The following is a 15,043-nucleotide window of genomic DNA, read 5'->3' on the forward strand; positions in this document are numbered from 1 at the left end:
AAAATGGACGATAATGTTCAGCTTATGAACAACCTGTTTAAAGATGATGATACTCTGGTAGTAAGATACGTCCAAAACAGCAAGAGTAATTTTAAATGCGCTCTTATTTATAGTGATGGTGTCGTTAAAGGACCTATAATAAACGAAAACGTAATAAAACCGTTAATGCTTGCTGATGAAAATAATCTGCAGTCGATAGATACAATATTAAATCAGGTCATTCAGGTCAATGATACAAAAAAAACCGGAGATTTAACCCAAATTATAGAATCTGTAACATACGGTGATACTATCCTTTTCATTGACAACAGCAATGAGGCATTGATCCTAAATACAAAAGGATTTCAGACACGCGCTATAGCCGAGCCAGAAAATGAAAAGATACTTAGCGGCCCACGCGAAGGATTTTCTGATGCTCTTCTGACAAATCTATCTCTTGTAAGACGTAAAATGAGGACTAACGATCTTAAAATGAAGTATATAACCTTTGGGAAAAGAACCGCTACAAAGGCGTGTATATGTTATCTTGACAGTCTGGTCAATAAAGACATCCTAAAAGAGCTTAACCGCCGCCTTTCAGAAATAGATATTGATGGCATGCTTGACACTAACTATATTACAGAACTGATCAAAGATAATAAACGTTCTCCATTTCGCTCAACCGGTTACACTGAGCGTCCCGACGTAGTTGTTGGGAGAATGCTTGAAGGTCGGATTGCTATTTTCCTTGATGGGACGCCGGTTGTACTAACTGTTCCTTATCTTTTCTTAGAAAACTTTCAGAGCAGTGAAGATTATTATCTGATTTACTTTTATACTTCATACTCAAGGATGATTAGAATAATAAGCTTTCTGTTAACAATAGCAGTTCCTGCCATTTACGTATCGATGGCTGCTTTCCATCATGAAATGTTTCCGACGCAGCTTCTTATTAACGTAGCAATCGAAAGGCAAAGCGTCCCGCTTCCTGCTGCGGTTGAAGCATTTATTATGCTTATAGTATTTGATATTTTGAGGGAAACAGGCGTGCGCATGCCATCATCGATCGGTCAGGCCCTCAGCATTGTGGGCGCTTTAGTTATCGGACAAGCGGCTGTTGACGCAAAACTTGTAGCGGCACCGATGATTATCGTTGTTGCAATAACTGGCATCACCAGCCTTCTTGTGCCTAAAATGAATGCGCCGATTATATATATGAGATTCTTCTTATTGTTAATGGCTTCGTCATTCGGATTTTTTGGAGTGCTTCTCGGATTAGCAGTTATAGCAATCCATATTTTAAATCTGCGTTCATTGGGTATACCACAAATTTTCTTCTTCTCCGATGTCAATTATCAGCACTTAAAAGACACGTTTTTCAGAGGCCCTTGGTGGAAGATGCAAACTAGGCCAAGAATATTGACACAGGGCGGAAACAGAATGAAAGTTAACAAGGAATAAGCAGTATGAAAAGAAAAATTACAGCCATAATTCTTGTAATCATAATGACGTTTTCATTTACCGGTTGCTGGAGCTATAGAGGTCTTAATGAACTGTCACTGGTTATGGGTATTGGGATAGACATGGATGATTCCGGAGAATTTTATGAAACTACATTTGAGATTATTGATTTAACTGAATCTTCAAAGGACAAAGGCATTAAGTCTAAAATCGTTGAGTCAAGCGGCAAAACCTTATTTGACGCTGTTCGAAACGCAAAAAAACGACTTCAAAATAGATTATATTTTGCACACGCTCAGGTCATTATAATTGGCGAAGAAGTCGCTAAAAGAGAAAATGTTTTGTCTATTATAGATTTGTTTATGCGCGACGGAGAACCTCGTGAGACGATTCATCTTGCAGTGTCAAAAGAGAAAACCGCCAAAGATATTTTGACGTCTAAAGGTGTCGACAATAAAATCGTGTCACTTGCAGTTAGACAGATCATTGATGAAGATGCCAAAACTACTTCCTCAACAAGTAATAATGTTTCATATAAAGCCTTTAATATTTTAAAAGATGACGGGAAATCATTGATGCTTGCGGCACTTCATTTAGCAGAAAATGATAAGGAAAAAGTTCCAGAGTCTGATGGCGTTGCAATTTTCGACAAAGGAAAATTAAGCGGCTTCTTATCACCTGAACAGACAAAGTATGTTTTATTCGTCAATAATGAGGTAAAAGAAGGGAGCCTTTCGTTTGATATTGATGGAAAGGGCACCGATGACGTATCATTTGAAATCAATAAAAATAATACTAAAAAATCATTTTCATATGAAAATGGAAAATTAAAATTTAAAATCGAAACAAACACCGACGTATTTCTGGATGAATTAAAATCAAACCTTAGTATGCTTGATAAAAATGAAATTAAATCACTTGAACAGAAGACATCAGAACTCATGGCAGAACGGATCAAAAATATTGTTCTTCTGGCACAAGCATCCGGCTCTGACGTTTTTGGATTGGGAGATTACATCTACAAGCACGATTTTAAGGTTTGGAGACAGCTCGAAGGAAAATGGTATGGACTTTTTCCAACTGTGGAAGTTGAAGTTAAAAGTGTTATTCATATAAGAAATTCTTCTTTTATAAAAGAAATGTAATGGCAGGTATACTATGGAATTAGCATTTACGTTGGCCTTTTTTCTTGCGATTATCATTTTTGATCTGATCCCCGTAATTAAAAGCAAAATTAAAAAAGATATTGTGCTTTATTCTATAATTCTATCGGTTACTTTTGTATTGATAGTTTTAAAAAGTTTAGACATCGATTTGCCGGGTCCGTCAGAATTTATAGAAAATACTATTAAATCTGTCTTTAAAATAAAATAATCAAGATGGGAGGGAAACAAAGTGCAAAATCATAAATTATCGGTAAATCAAATGGTTTCAACCATAATCTTGTTTAGTTTCGGAAGCAGTATTATTCTGGGAGTCAGCACAAAAGTGAACCAAGATTCATGGATATCACTAATAGTTGCAGCTGTCCTTACTATTCCGATTTATCTTGTATATTCAAGAATTATCAAGCTGTTTCCCGATATGGATTTTTTCAGTATGTTAGAGATGCTTTTCGGCAAGGTGATTGGTAAAACTATTACAGTGATATTAGTTTGGTATGCAGTTCACCTTGGCTCGCTAGTTCTGCGAAACTTTTCGGAATTCGTTGAAATTTCAGGAATGCCGGAAACGCCGCAACTTCCGCTTGCGATATTAATGATAGCGGTTCTTATTTACCTTGTCAAAAGCGGAATAGAGACAATTGGTAAGTGGTCACTTTGCTGTCTGCCGATCATTTTATTTATAGTTGTCCTTACTGTAGTACTTTCCTCTAAGAATGCAGATCTTGGTAATCTTATGCCAATCATGGAGCATACCCCGAAAGAAATAATTAGTGAATCTTATAAAGTTTTTACGTTTCCTTTTGCTGAATGCGTTATGTTCTTATTCTTATCAAGTTCATTTAGGAAAAAAGACAATCCGGTTAAAATCTATATGTGGGCGCTGTTGATTTCTTCTGTTACACTGGCCGTTATTATAATTCGAAATTATTCGGTGCTCGGGCCCGCCCTTGTAAAGGAATCTTACTTTCCATCATATATGGCGGCTAGAATTATAAATATAGGTGATTTTTTATCTAGAATTGAGGGCACAATTTCACTAAACTTCTTGCTTGCTGGCATAACAAAAATGGCAATCTGTATTATGGTTGCATCTAACGGAATTTCCAGCCTGTTCAATATAGAAAATGAAAAAGTCATGATTGTGCCAATGAGTTTGCTGACGCTTTCGTTAAGCATGGTTTTATACAAAAGTACTATGGAAATGTATAATTTCATAGAAGTTTACAGAATATATGCAATACCTTTCGAAATCATAATCCCGCTTATTATATGGATCACGGCAGAAGTAAGGCTTCGTAATAAAAAGCCTGCGCAAACGCAGGCCTCGTGACTATTTTATTAGTATAATATCACCGATGACAGGGAGGGGGGTATCCTTCCCTGTTGCTGCATATACGATACCTAAAATGAACATTACGAACAAAAACAGACCGCAGGCAGCGCTTAATAGACCGCCGAAAAAGATAGTATGACGTATAAATCCGGTAATTATTCCACCTAGAAATATAACTAGAGCTTGATTTGCGTGTCTTTTACCGAAAGCTGATCCCGGAAGAGCAACAAGAGGAAGAAAGAAAAGAAATCCCAAGTATGAGATTGCGCATATTATTTTTTCCGATGATGATACCATTTTGGCACCTCCTATAATTATATTAGAATTGTAGCATTAATTATAAATTTATTCAATTTAAAACCATTATGTTAATTGAATATTTTAAATATTAAGCTATAATATAATATGGAAATTAAAGGGGGATTTTATGAATAACTTCGAATATTACAGCCCGACAAGGATATTGTTCGGAAAAGATATGGAATTGTCGATTGGCAAAGAGGTCAAACGCTATACAAATAAGATTTTACTTCACACAGGGGGGAACTCAGTAAAAAAATCAGGGCTTTATGACAGGATTATAAGCTCTCTTAAAACTGAAGGAATCGAAGTATTTGAATTGCCGGGCGTTAAGCCGAATCCGAGGCTTTCACTTGTTTATGAGGGTATCTCTATCTGCAAGAAGGAAAAGATCGACTTTATTCTTGCGGTTGGCGGAGGCAGTGTAATCGATTCTTCAAAAGCAATTGCTGTTGGGGCCAGATATGAAGGCGATGTCTGGGATTTTTATAATCATAAAGAAACACCGAAAGAAGCTTTGAAAGTTGCAACTGTGCTGACGATTCCGGCAGCAGGAAGTGAAAGCAGCCCGAACTCTGTTATTACCAATGAGGAAACAAAAACGAAACTGGGATTAAATACCCCGCTTTCAAGACCTGTTTTCAGCATACTGAATCCAAAGCTATGCATGACACTTCCCCAAAATCAGATGGCTAACGGCGTTTGCGATATGCTGTGCCATGTAATGGAACGGTATTTTACAAATACGCTTAATGTTGAACTCACAGACAGGCTTTGTGAAGCGACTATGAAAACAATAATAAATAATGCGAGGAAGCTGCTTTTAAATTATAATGATTATAATGCATGGGCTGAAATCATGTGGTCGGGAACTCTTGCCCACAACGGACTTCTTGGCACGGGCAGGGAAGAGGACTGGGCTTCGCATAGGATCGGGCATCCGCTCAGCGCGAACTATGATATGGCGCATGGAACCAGCCTTGCAATAATTTACCCGGCTTGGATGAAATATGTCTATAGGCACAATATTAATATGTTCGTACAGTTTGCAGTTAAAGTTTTTGATGTGGATGCCTCGTTCAGAGATCCCGAAAGTATTGCACTTGAAGGCATAAGCAGGCTTAATGGGTTTTTCAGCCAAATCGGACTTCCTTCAAGACTGTCAGAACTCGAAATGGATAGTTCGAAATTTGAAGATATGGCACGCTCAGCTACTGCTTTCGGCGTTTTGGGTGGAATAACTAAGCTTAATGCCCATGATGTTGAGGCAATTTACAGATTGGCATTATAAAAAAGGAGATATATTATGTTAAAACCAGAACTATACGATTTGATGTTTAAAAGAAAATCAATTAGGTCTTTTGATGCAACCCCGCTTGATGCCGCAACTTTATCAGAAATTGCAGCATTTGCAGAATCTGCAGTTTCACTTTATGATATAAAGTCAGCATTTAAAATATATGATGCCTCACAAGTTAAGGGAATGGTGGGGAAAGCCCCGCATTTTCTTTCAATCTATTCAGAAGAAAAGAATGGATGTTTGGAAAATGCAGGATACATAATGGAGCAGATCGATCTGTTCTTATCATCAAGGGGAATAGGTTCCTGCTGGCAGGGAATGGCTAAACCGCCTAAGTTTACTGAAGAAAACGAAACACTAAAATATATTGTAACGCTTGCTTTCGGAAAACCCTCTGCCCCGCTTCACAGGGAGAATTTAGATGAATTTAAAAGAAAACCGCTTAACGAGATAAGTTCATGCCCTGACGAGTCAGAGCTTTTGGAAACAGTTAGATTGGCACCGTCCGCTGTAAACAGCCAGACATGGTTCTATGCAGGAAAAAAAGGAGAAATACATGTTTACTGCAAACCTAATATGCTTTTCAAAAATATGAGTTTTGTGGACATGGGAATTGCATTATGCTTTATGACGCTTGCAGCACAGAAAGAGGGCAGACATATCGATATTATACATCAAGATCCTAACCTTCCCGAATATATAAAATATAAATATATTGCGACAGCTAAAATAAAGTCAAAAACTACCCAGCTTTCATAAAGTTATGCTGACAGACGCTCGAAAAGGACAGACAGACGAAAAACAGGCGCCCTGCTGTATGCAGATACAGCAGGGCGCCTGTTATGTAATCACTTTTGCGGTGCCTGTCCTTTTTGTACAGTTTGAGGCTCTTTCATGTATGTGAAAGAGCCGTTTTTTGTATTTATTGTTCAATGCGCTTAAGTGAAATACGTTTTTTAGGGATATCTACGTCCAGAATACGTACGCGGATAATATCACCTACAGAAACTACATCCATTGCTCGTTTAACAAATTTTTCAGAAAGCTGACTTATATGAACGAGTCCATCCTGATGAACGCCAATATCGACAAATGCACCAAAATCGGCAACGTTACGCACTGTACCCATAAGCTCCATCCCTGGAACAAGGCTGTTTATATCCATTACATCAGATCTAAGCATAGGCTTTGGCAGTTCGTCACGCGGGTCACGCCCCGGCTTAAGAAGCTCGTTTATTATGTCTCTTAGTGTGGGAACTCCGACTCCTGTTTCAGAAGCGAGGTTTTCAATGCCGTAATTATCAACCTCTTTTTGAAGTGATGAGATATTTTTGTTTTTAACATCCTCAAGGGTATAGCCCATGATTGACAAAAGCTTGATTGCGGCATCATAAGACTCTGGATGGACAGAAGTATTGTCAAGTATATCCTTACTGTCAGGAATACGTAAGAAACCTGCGCATTGTTCATATGCCTTTGGACCAAGACCCTTGACTTTTTTTAGCTGGATACGACTTTTGAACCGCCCGATTTCTTCGCGAAAGGAGCAGATATTTTTTGCAGTCGATGAAGAAATGCCCGAAATATAAGACAGAAGCGATGGTGAAGCAGTGTTGACATCGACGCCGACATTGTTAACGCAAAATTCGACAACCCCGCCTAACTCTTCGCCGAGTCTTTTCGGATTCATATCATGCTGATACTGACCGACCCCGATTGCTTTCGGGTCGATTTTCACAAGCTCGGCAAGGGGATCCTGGAGACGTCTTGCTATTGATATAGCGCTTCTGAGGGAAACATCAAGCTCGGGGAATTCTTCTGCCGCAAGCTTTGAGGCTGAATAGACAGAAGCTCCGGCTTCGCTTACCATCATATAATATACAGGATGTGTTATATTGTGTATAAGGTCGGCAACAAATATTTCTGACTCTTTTGACGCAGTTCCGTTTCCGATTGAAATTATATTTATGTGATGTTTTTCAATAAGTTCCGTAAGTATACGCCGAGCCTCTTCAGTTTTGTTTTGAGGCGGCGTAGGGTATACGACAGTAGTTGTGACTAAACGCCCGGTGTCATCGACGACTGCTATTTTACATCCGGTGCGGTAGGCAGGGTCGAAACCCATTACAACCCGTCCCTTAACTGGAGGCTGTAATAAAAGGTTCCTTAAATTTTCCGCAAAGACTTTCATTGCCTGCTCTTGTGCCCGCTCTGTTACGCTCGCTCGCACTTCGTTGGAAACGGATGGAAATATAAGTCTGTCGTATGCGTCAAGTATGGCGTTTTCTATATATTTCGATGATGGGGAATTATTAATAATATTTTTTCTGAGAAGGTAAGCCTTGATCTGGTCATCTGTTGCAGTTATTTTTACTTGCAGAAAACCATCTTTTTCTCCGCGGTCGACGGCAAGAATCCTATGAGAGGGAGCTTTAGCCAAAGGTTCGCTGTAATCATAATAAAGACGATATACAGAGTCGTCATCTTTCTTTGATTTTGAAGTAAGGCAACCCCCTTCCACAATTAGTTCTCGCACCCTACCGCGATATTCTGCATTTTCTGAGACTGATTCCGCAATAATATCCATTGCCCCAGCCAAAGCTTCTTCAATATCGTTGACGCCTTTTTCAGGGTCAATATATTCTTTTGCGATTTCTTCCGGATTCACTTTATCATCCTGAGCCATTAAAATATCTGCAAGAGGAGAGAGCCCCTTTTCTTTCGCAATTGTCGCTCTTGTGCGGCGTTTTGGTCGGTAGGGACGGTAAATATCTTCAAGCGCGGTTAATGTTTCGGCAGACGCTATAGCCTGTTCGAGTTCAGGGGTGAGTTTGCCTTGCTCGTCTATAAGACGCTTGATTTCATCCATTTTCTGCTGAAGAGAACGGAGATATTCGAGCCGTTCTGATAGTTCACGCAGAGTCTGATCGTCAAGCTCACCGGTCATTTCCTTTCTATATCTTGCAATGAAAGGAATTGTATTACCATCGTCGATTAGTTTTATCGTGTTTTCAACCTGAAATGGTTTTAAATTAAACTGTTTTATTAATAATTTTGCTATATCCATCAATCTGCTCCTTTATTTTGATAAAAGTATTTTAACATCTTGAACAAAAGTTTAAAAGAATTTATCAAAAATTAGTTTGTATTTCTCAAATTAGATTGTTTTTGTATACTTTTGTGTTACAATAAAAAAAGATACCATTTGTTATTTGAGAGGAGAATAAAAATGAGGTTTAGTAGGCGAATTATGTGCGTTATGCTTGCAGCTTCTATTGTTGGAACCTTAGTAACTGGCTGCGCTCGTCCAAAAGCAACAGCGGCAAAGGATCCTGCAGTAGCAGCAAGACTGGAAAATTTGAATTTAAAGGGCTTTCCGATTGTTAAACAGCCGGTTACTTTAAATTTCTTGGTAAGTACAAATGCATTCCAGAAGGATTACGCCAACACTTACGTTTGGAAAAAGTATGAAGAAAAGACTAACGTACATATTAACTGGACTACAGTCCCTTCAAATAATATTAAGGAAAAGCGCAATCTTATTCTTGCATCGGGGCAAAACCTGCCTGATGCTTTTTATCGTTGCGGTTTTGGCTCTGTTGATGTTCAAAAGTATGGCTCGCAAGGTTTATTTGTGAAGATGAATGACCTTATCGACAAATACATGCCTAACTTAAAGACTTTGCTTGATAAAATGGACAGCGTCAGAAAAGGGCTTCCAACTGTTGATGGGTCAATTTACTCATTACCTGGCGTTTCGAACTGTCCGGAGGGTGAGATTGGAGTAAAGTTTTTTCTGAATAAGAAGTTTATGGATAAAACCGGTACTTCAATGCCTGAAACTCTTGACGATTTTTATAATGTTTTAAAAGCTATGCGCGATAAAGATGCAAACGGCAATGGTAAAGCTGATGAAGTCCCGCTTACCTCAACAACGTGGTCCAATATAGCCAATCCGCTTAAGGGTGCATTTGGTCTCATGAATAAGGGGTCTAGACACACAAATGTTGATCTTGACCCCAAAACCAACCAGCTTCGCTTTATACCTACAACCAACGAATTCCGCCAGCTTCTTGAGTTTCTCCATAAGCTGTATTCAGAAAAACTTCTTGATAATGAAATCTTTGAAATGTCTAATTCGGGTTCGGGTACAACGAACGTTATAGCCAAGAGTAACGCTGACCTTGTTGGAGCATTTGCTTATACTAATCTTGCCATCGTGAGCACTAAGAAAACCGGTGATTTTATCGGAATTGATAAGGCGCTAAAAGGTCCGAATGGAGACCAACTTTGGAGTTATATGCGTGCTAACACGGTTTCAAAGGGCAGTTTCACAATGTCTAAGGATTGCAAATATCCTGAGGTTGTTGCACGCTGGATGGACTATTGGTATAGCGAAGAAGGCGCTCGCATGTTTTATTTGGGCGTTGAGGGTGAAACCTACAAAAAGAATGCAGATGGCAGCTATGAGTATCTGCCGCAGGTCTGCGACACTTCAGATGGTGAATCATTTGACGCAGTAATATCAAAAACTACACCTTATTGCGGTGGCAGTAATCCTGTCATACAGTTATCTGCGTATTTCAAGGGCGGTGAAATGGATCCGGTTCCGAAAAAAGCGGCATATGACATGTTGAAATATGTGCCGAAGGAACGCTGGGATTATTTTACTTACACAGATGAAGAGGCAGATCGGCAGGCATCGCTTGAGGCAGATATGTTTGCTGGTTATTACGATATAATAATTCCGCAATTTATTTCGGGTGAAAAACCGCTGAATGACCAGGCGTGGGCCGAGTATTGCCAGAAGTTTAAGGAGTTAGGCCTTGATGAATATATGAAGATATACAACAGCGGGTATGATAGATATAAGAACGCAAAATAAAAAACATGCTTTTATACAATATTATTTTAGTTTTAGAATACGAAACCCTTATGTGGGTTAAACCGAATAGGGGTTGCAACGAAAAAGTCGCCTGCCGGCGGCTTTTTTCGTATATACTTGAATGCGATATCTAAGAAATTTAATCTTATTTTATCGGTTTGAAAAAATCTATTTTCTATCTTCCAAGCAAGTGGTATAATATTACTTTGCTAATAAAAGTTGCTAAAAAAATATTATGAAGGAAATGAAAATGGATACTTTGAAGAAAAAATGTCTCGGGAACCGAACCGATGTAGAAAAGAGAAAGCCGATATCACACGTTTTTGGTATCTGTATTGCGATATTACCGGTTGTTATACTAGTGAGCATTTTGTATCAGACAAATCGACCTGCGGTTTTCACCGTAAGTAATGATACTCTGAAAATTTCTTCTTCTTACGGAGAAACAATACAACTGAGCGATATCAAAAGCTTGGAGCTAAAAGACAGCCTTCCCCAGAAATTGAGCAAAACCAACGGCTCTGATTTTGGTTCGATCCTCAAAGGAAATTTCAAAGCGGATGGAAGAGACGCCAAAGTTTTTACAAATGCCGCAAAACCACCTTTTGTCTACATTGAAACTACCGACGGACTCATTATTCTTAATGACAAGAACCAGGCAAAAACCGAGGCGTTTTATAATGAACTAAAATCGGTTGTAAGATAGATATGATTTCGATGTACAGAGATGATGGGGTGACAGGGTTTGGACTTCTGGATTTTTATGCTGGCCATGATATTATTAACGCCGGTAATCATGATTGCCCTCGGCAGCATTTATGCAAAAAAAGCGCCAAAAGAAATTAACAATTTCACCGGGTATAGAACAACTATGTCGATGAAAAACATGGACACATGGAATTTTGCACACCAATATTATGCGAAGGTATGGCGCTTTGTTGGCTGGGTCATGCTGATTTCCTCTTTTGTAGCTATGATTTTCGTATGTGGTAAAGATACAAATACTGTTGGCAGCTTTAGCTTAATTGTTATAGTGATACAAATGATTATTTTAATCGGTTCTATAGCTCCGACTGAAATTGCTTTAAGAAAAACTTTCGATGAGAATGGCAATAGACGATAAGCTTTTACTGAACAGACCCTTTATTTTGAGGGTGATGAGGATGCAAAAGCTGCTTTTGAGGAAAAGCATTCCGGAAAGAATAGGAGCGGCTGGATGCCTGCACATGCGGGTGGAAAGCAAGTTGCGGCAGAAGGCAGAAAAAGATCGCCCAAGGTCATGCCCCGGACGATCATGAACAGAAACTCATCATTTGCTAAAGAAAAGTGGTTTATTTTTTATCCTCCAAAATGAAGACTTCCTCAACTGTAGATCGCAACAGCTTAGACAGTTTCATAGCTAGTTCCAACGTAGGATTATACTTTTCATTTTCAATAGCATTTATTGTCTGGCGTGTCACGCCGAGTTCGTTGGCAAGGACCTCCTGTGTAAAGTTGAGTTTTTTCCTTAATTCTCTGATTTTATTTTTCATCATTTTTGCCTTTATTGATTCTCCATGTCAGGACATGCGCCACAGCAAATTGCAAAGCTATAGTAGCCAATAAAAGTATCAACGGCCAGCTGGAAACGGTCTTCTGAACGCCTTGAGTCACAAGTAGGTAGACACACCAAGAGGCTAGACATACTTTTGCAAAAATCAGCGCTATTTTTTCTGATTTTGATACGATGTCTCGTTCCATCTCATCCATCATTCTAAATCCATTCATTAATAATACCTCCAAATGTAAAATACTTTTTACATTTATATTTTATCATGTTAAAACAAAATGTCAATAGTTTTTTACATTTAGCAGAAGCTTACCGCCAACTAAACCGTAAGGAAGAACAAAAACTACGGCAGAAAGCGGTGCGGTGGCTCCTGGGTGGAGAGGGTAGCGTGGAATGGAACCTGACGGACAAGTGCGCTCTCCTCCAGAGCGTTTTCCAGTAATGTGCTCACCATTTCATAAACAGTTCCTGTACTCCGGCTACATCGTTAATGCCGGCGCCCTGCAATAGCTCCAGTTATTTTTTCCGCTGCGCTCTCCGCTCCGGTGTTATTCTTCTCTTTGACATTATGCTAAAACCCCCAAATTGGTACTCCTATTTACACCAACTTGGAGGTTTACACAAAATCCGTGACGGTCTCGAAGAATAATTCTTTCTACTTAATAAGGTCTTTTATTACTTCTCCCGCGATAATAAGCCCGGCAACGGACGGAACAAATGATATGCTGCCCGGTATTTGACGACGAGCCGTGCATTTGCGGGCGGTTCCCGGCGGGCATATACAACCGTTTTTACAAATTTGAAGCCCGTCCTGCTTTGTGGGCGTTGGCTGCTCTTTTGAGTAGACGACCTTTAATTTTTTTACTCCTCTTGATTTAAGCTCGTGCCTCATTACCTTAGCAAGAGGACATACAGAAGTTTTGTATATATCTGAGACTTCAAACTGGGTAGGGTCAAGCTTATTTCCAGCTCCCATACAGCTCATTACAGGAATATTTGCCTTTTGAGCACGCATTATGATTTCAATTTTAGCGGTGACAGTATCGACAGCGTCAACAACATAGCTATATTGTGGGAAATCGAAGTCATCCGCGTTTGACGGAGTATAAAAACAGGGATATATTTCAACTTGAGCTTTTGGATTTATTTCAAGTATCCTGTCGCGTGCAACTTCTACTTTAAGCTTTCCGACTGTTTTATGGGTGGCTATGATTTGTCTGTTTATATTTGTCAGGCATACTCTATCATCGTCGATCAAAGCAAAGCGCCCCACTCCTGACCTGGCAAGAGCCTCAACAGTATATGAACCGACACCCCCAATGCCAAATACAGCAACGCATGAAGCCTTTAATATATCCATAGCTTCGTTTCCAAGCAATAATTCTGTCCTTGAAAATTCGTTTTGCATCAATTTCATCCCTTCTAAACTAAAACATTATACCATAAAAATATAAGCAGTAAAACTGGCAGAATAAGTAATGACAAGTCAATTAAGGTCGAACATAGTGTAACTCTACTTCATAATATAATTAAGAGGTGATTAACCTATGAAATGCTATGTATTATGCAGTTCTGTTACCTATGCTGTAAAAGGAAGAAATTTATTGATGTCTCGCGGAATTACTGCATCGCTGCTTCGACCTCCAATAGAAATATCCTCTTGCGGCTGCGGGTATGTTATTGGGGTTGACAAAAGCGTGCTCGGAACTGCAATTAAAATATTGCGTGAAAATTTAGTAAAAATCAATAGTATATATTGCTTGGGTGACGACGGGAAATACAAGGAGGTGTTTCCGCGTGATTTACCTTGATAACGCGGCTACAACATTCCCAAAACCCATTTCTGTTGCCAACACTGTTTACGACACAATTTTAAACATTGGCGCAAACGCAGGAAGAGGCGGCTATAATTTATCACTCAGAGCTGCTGAGGAAATTTATAAAACGCGTGAAAGGACAACATCGTTCTTAAATGTAGACGGAGCGGAAAAATGCGTTTTTGTCCTCAATGCTACCGCCGCTTTAAATATTGCGATTAAAGGGATTATGTGCGATGGGGGACACTGCATTGTGTCCTCTCTCGAGCACAATGCGGTTATGCGGCCGCTCGAGAGTATGAAGAATAAGGGCGTTTCATACGACGTCTTTAAAGTCGATCTCAACAATGATATTGAAACAATTAACAATCTAAGGAAACTGATAAAAAGAGAAACTAAGTGTATTATTTTCACATACGCATCAAATGTATGCGGTTTTATTCTTCCGGTTAGAGAAATTGTTAAAGAAGCCAAACTGCACAACATTTATACAGTTTGCGATGGCTCGCAGGCTGCCGGACTAACTGATATTGATATAAAATTTTTAGGTGTAGATATCTTTATATCTGCCGGCCATAAAAGCCTTTACGGGCCGCATGGAACTGGTTTCATGATTTTTAATAATGAGAAACTCATAGATATACCTGTGCTTATTGAAGGAGGCACAGGAACTAATTCTTCCGAGTTTAAACAGCCGTCTATTCTGCCTGAAAGATTCGAAAGCGGAACGCTGAACTTACCCGGAATTGCCGGCCTTGGAGCAGGAATTGAATTTGTCACGAAGAATAAGAATGAATTATGGACTACAGAGCGCTCGCTGATCGACTATTTAGAATCTGGCCTATTGAATATAAACGGTGTCGCGGTTAGAGGCAAAAATAACAGGCATGTTCCTCTGCTGTCATTTACAATTGCCGGAAAAACATCATCATCAATCGAAGAATCCCTTAACAAGGAAAATATATGCGTCAGAAGCGGATTGCACTGCGCCCCGCTTGCACATAAAAGTCTGGGCACTGAAAAGGGTGGCACGGTCAGGATAAGCGTCGGGGCTTTTAATAATTTTAAACAGGCAAATATCTTTTTAAAAAACATAAACGCAATAACCAAAGATAAAAATCTGTTTTATTAAAAATATAAAGCTGCATTTCTTAGGGTTCAAGGAAGCAGCTTTATTAATGCTAGATAAACATAAAGTTTTACTACGGTTGGATATGCTTTATCCGACTGCTTTTTTATTTGTTTAATAAAAA

At 39.2% G+C, this 15,043-nt stretch carries 17 protein-coding genes; 12 read left to right on the plus strand and 5 right to left on the minus strand.

What is annotated here, in order from left to right; genetic code table 11:
* The 3 genes from Q8865_08500 to Q8865_08510 all read left to right on the plus strand — a co-directional run.
* Window positions 1-1,440, plus strand: a 1,440-nt coding sequence (locus Q8865_08500) for a spore germination protein (protein ID MDP4153457.1), incomplete at its 5' end; no start/stop codon positions are given.
* 5 nt (window positions 1,441-1,445) lie between these two features.
* The gene (locus Q8865_08505) at window positions 1,446-2,585 is read left to right on the plus strand and encodes a Ger(x)C family spore germination protein (GenBank protein ID MDP4153458.1); all 1,140 of its coding nucleotides are present in this window, start codon (window positions 1,446-1,448) and stop codon (window positions 2,583-2,585) included.
* A 250-nt stretch (window positions 2,586-2,835) separates the two neighbouring features.
* Entirely contained in the window at window positions 2,836-3,936 is a 1,101-nt protein-coding gene (locus Q8865_08510) for an endospore germination permease (protein MDP4153459.1), read from the plus strand.
* Here Q8865_08510 and Q8865_08515 read toward each other — a convergent pair whose 3' ends face one another.
* Window positions 3,937-4,236, minus strand: a complete 300-nt coding sequence (locus Q8865_08515; GenBank protein ID MDP4153460.1) for a hypothetical protein — start codon at window positions 4,234-4,236, stop codon at window positions 3,937-3,939.
* A gap of 130 nt (window positions 4,237-4,366) precedes the next feature.
* On the opposite strand from Q8865_08515, the gene Q8865_08520 reads away from it, so the two are divergent.
* The 3 genes from Q8865_08520 to Q8865_08530 are packed head-to-tail and all read left to right on the plus strand — an operon-like array spanning window position 4,367 to window position 6,443.
* A complete protein-coding gene (locus Q8865_08520) occupies window positions 4,367-5,530 on the plus strand; it encodes an iron-containing alcohol dehydrogenase (protein MDP4153461.1) in 1,164 nt (387 codons plus the stop codon).
* A gap of 15 nt (window positions 5,531-5,545) precedes the next feature.
* Window positions 5,546-6,298, plus strand: coding sequence for a nitroreductase family protein (locus Q8865_08525; protein ID MDP4153462.1), 753 nt, complete (start codon window positions 5,546-5,548; stop codon window positions 6,296-6,298).
* Window positions 6,299-6,302: 4 nt separating this feature from the next.
* Window positions 6,303-6,443: a hypothetical protein gene (locus tag Q8865_08530; GenBank protein MDP4153463.1), complete on the plus strand. Its 141-nt coding sequence runs from the start codon at window positions 6,303-6,305 to the stop codon at window positions 6,441-6,443.
* A gap of 18 nt (window positions 6,444-6,461) precedes the next feature.
* On the opposite strand, the gene Q8865_08535 is transcribed toward Q8865_08530, so the two are convergent.
* Window positions 6,462-8,606 carry a Tex family protein gene (locus tag Q8865_08535; GenBank protein ID MDP4153464.1) on the minus strand — a complete coding sequence of 715 codons (2,145 nt, stop codon included), beginning with the start codon at window positions 8,604-8,606 and terminating at the stop codon, window positions 6,462-6,464.
* A 162-nt stretch (window positions 8,607-8,768) separates the two neighbouring features.
* On the opposite strand from Q8865_08535, the gene Q8865_08540 reads away from it, so the two are divergent.
* The 4 genes from Q8865_08540 to Q8865_08555 all read left to right on the plus strand — a co-directional run bounded on the left by Q8865_08540 (window position 8,769) and on the right by Q8865_08555 (window position 11,778).
* Complete coding sequence (locus Q8865_08540; GenBank protein MDP4153465.1) at window positions 8,769-10,424, plus strand: extracellular solute-binding protein; 1,656 nt, start codon at window positions 8,769-8,771, stop codon at window positions 10,422-10,424.
* A gap of 235 nt (window positions 10,425-10,659) precedes the next feature.
* Window positions 10,660-11,130 (plus strand): hypothetical protein, encoded by a 471-nt coding sequence (locus Q8865_08545; protein ID MDP4153466.1) that lies wholly within the window; start codon window positions 10,660-10,662, stop codon window positions 11,128-11,130.
* A 39-nt stretch (window positions 11,131-11,169) separates the two neighbouring features.
* Window positions 11,170-11,547 (plus strand): SdpI family protein, encoded by a 378-nt coding sequence (locus Q8865_08550; protein MDP4153467.1) that lies wholly within the window; start codon window positions 11,170-11,172, stop codon window positions 11,545-11,547.
* A gap of 93 nt (window positions 11,548-11,640) precedes the next feature.
* Window positions 11,641-11,778: a hypothetical protein gene (locus tag Q8865_08555; protein MDP4153468.1), complete on the plus strand. Its 138-nt coding sequence runs from the start codon at window positions 11,641-11,643 to the stop codon at window positions 11,776-11,778.
* On the opposite strand, the gene Q8865_08560 is transcribed toward Q8865_08555, so the two are convergent.
* The 3 genes from Q8865_08560 to Q8865_08570 all read right to left on the minus strand — a co-directional run bounded on the left by Q8865_08560 (window position 11,756) and on the right by Q8865_08570 (window position 13,381).
* On the minus strand, window positions 11,756-11,956 hold the full coding sequence (locus Q8865_08560) for a helix-turn-helix transcriptional regulator (GenBank protein ID MDP4153469.1): 201 nt from the start codon (window positions 11,954-11,956) through the stop codon (window positions 11,756-11,758). The two genes, Q8865_08555 and Q8865_08560, sit on opposite strands and share 23 nt — an antisense overlap.
* Window positions 11,946-12,191 (minus strand): hypothetical protein, encoded by a 246-nt coding sequence (locus Q8865_08565; protein ID MDP4153470.1) that lies wholly within the window; start codon window positions 12,189-12,191, stop codon window positions 11,946-11,948. Before Q8865_08565 ends, Q8865_08560 begins: the two co-directional genes overlap by 11 nt.
* Before the next feature lie 437 nt (window positions 12,192-12,628).
* On the minus strand, window positions 12,629-13,381 hold the full coding sequence (locus Q8865_08570; GenBank protein ID MDP4153471.1) for a tRNA threonylcarbamoyladenosine dehydratase: 753 nt from the start codon (window positions 13,379-13,381) through the stop codon (window positions 12,629-12,631).
* A gap of 139 nt (window positions 13,382-13,520) precedes the next feature.
* On the opposite strand from Q8865_08570, the gene Q8865_08575 reads away from it, so the two are divergent.
* Complete coding sequence (locus tag Q8865_08575) at window positions 13,521-13,784, plus strand: DUF3343 domain-containing protein (protein ID MDP4153472.1); 264 nt, start codon at window positions 13,521-13,523, stop codon at window positions 13,782-13,784.
* Window positions 13,771-14,922 carry an aminotransferase class V-fold PLP-dependent enzyme gene (locus Q8865_08580; GenBank protein ID MDP4153473.1) on the plus strand — a complete coding sequence of 384 codons (1,152 nt, stop codon included), beginning with the start codon at window positions 13,771-13,773 and terminating at the stop codon, window positions 14,920-14,922. Before Q8865_08575 ends, Q8865_08580 begins: the two co-directional genes overlap by 14 nt.
* Window positions 14,923-15,043 lie beyond the last annotated feature (121 nt).

Source organism: Bacillota bacterium, assembly GCA_030705925.1.
In the GTDB taxonomy this organism is placed as follows: Bacteria; Bacillota; Clostridia; order Oscillospirales; family Feifaniaceae; genus JAUZPM01.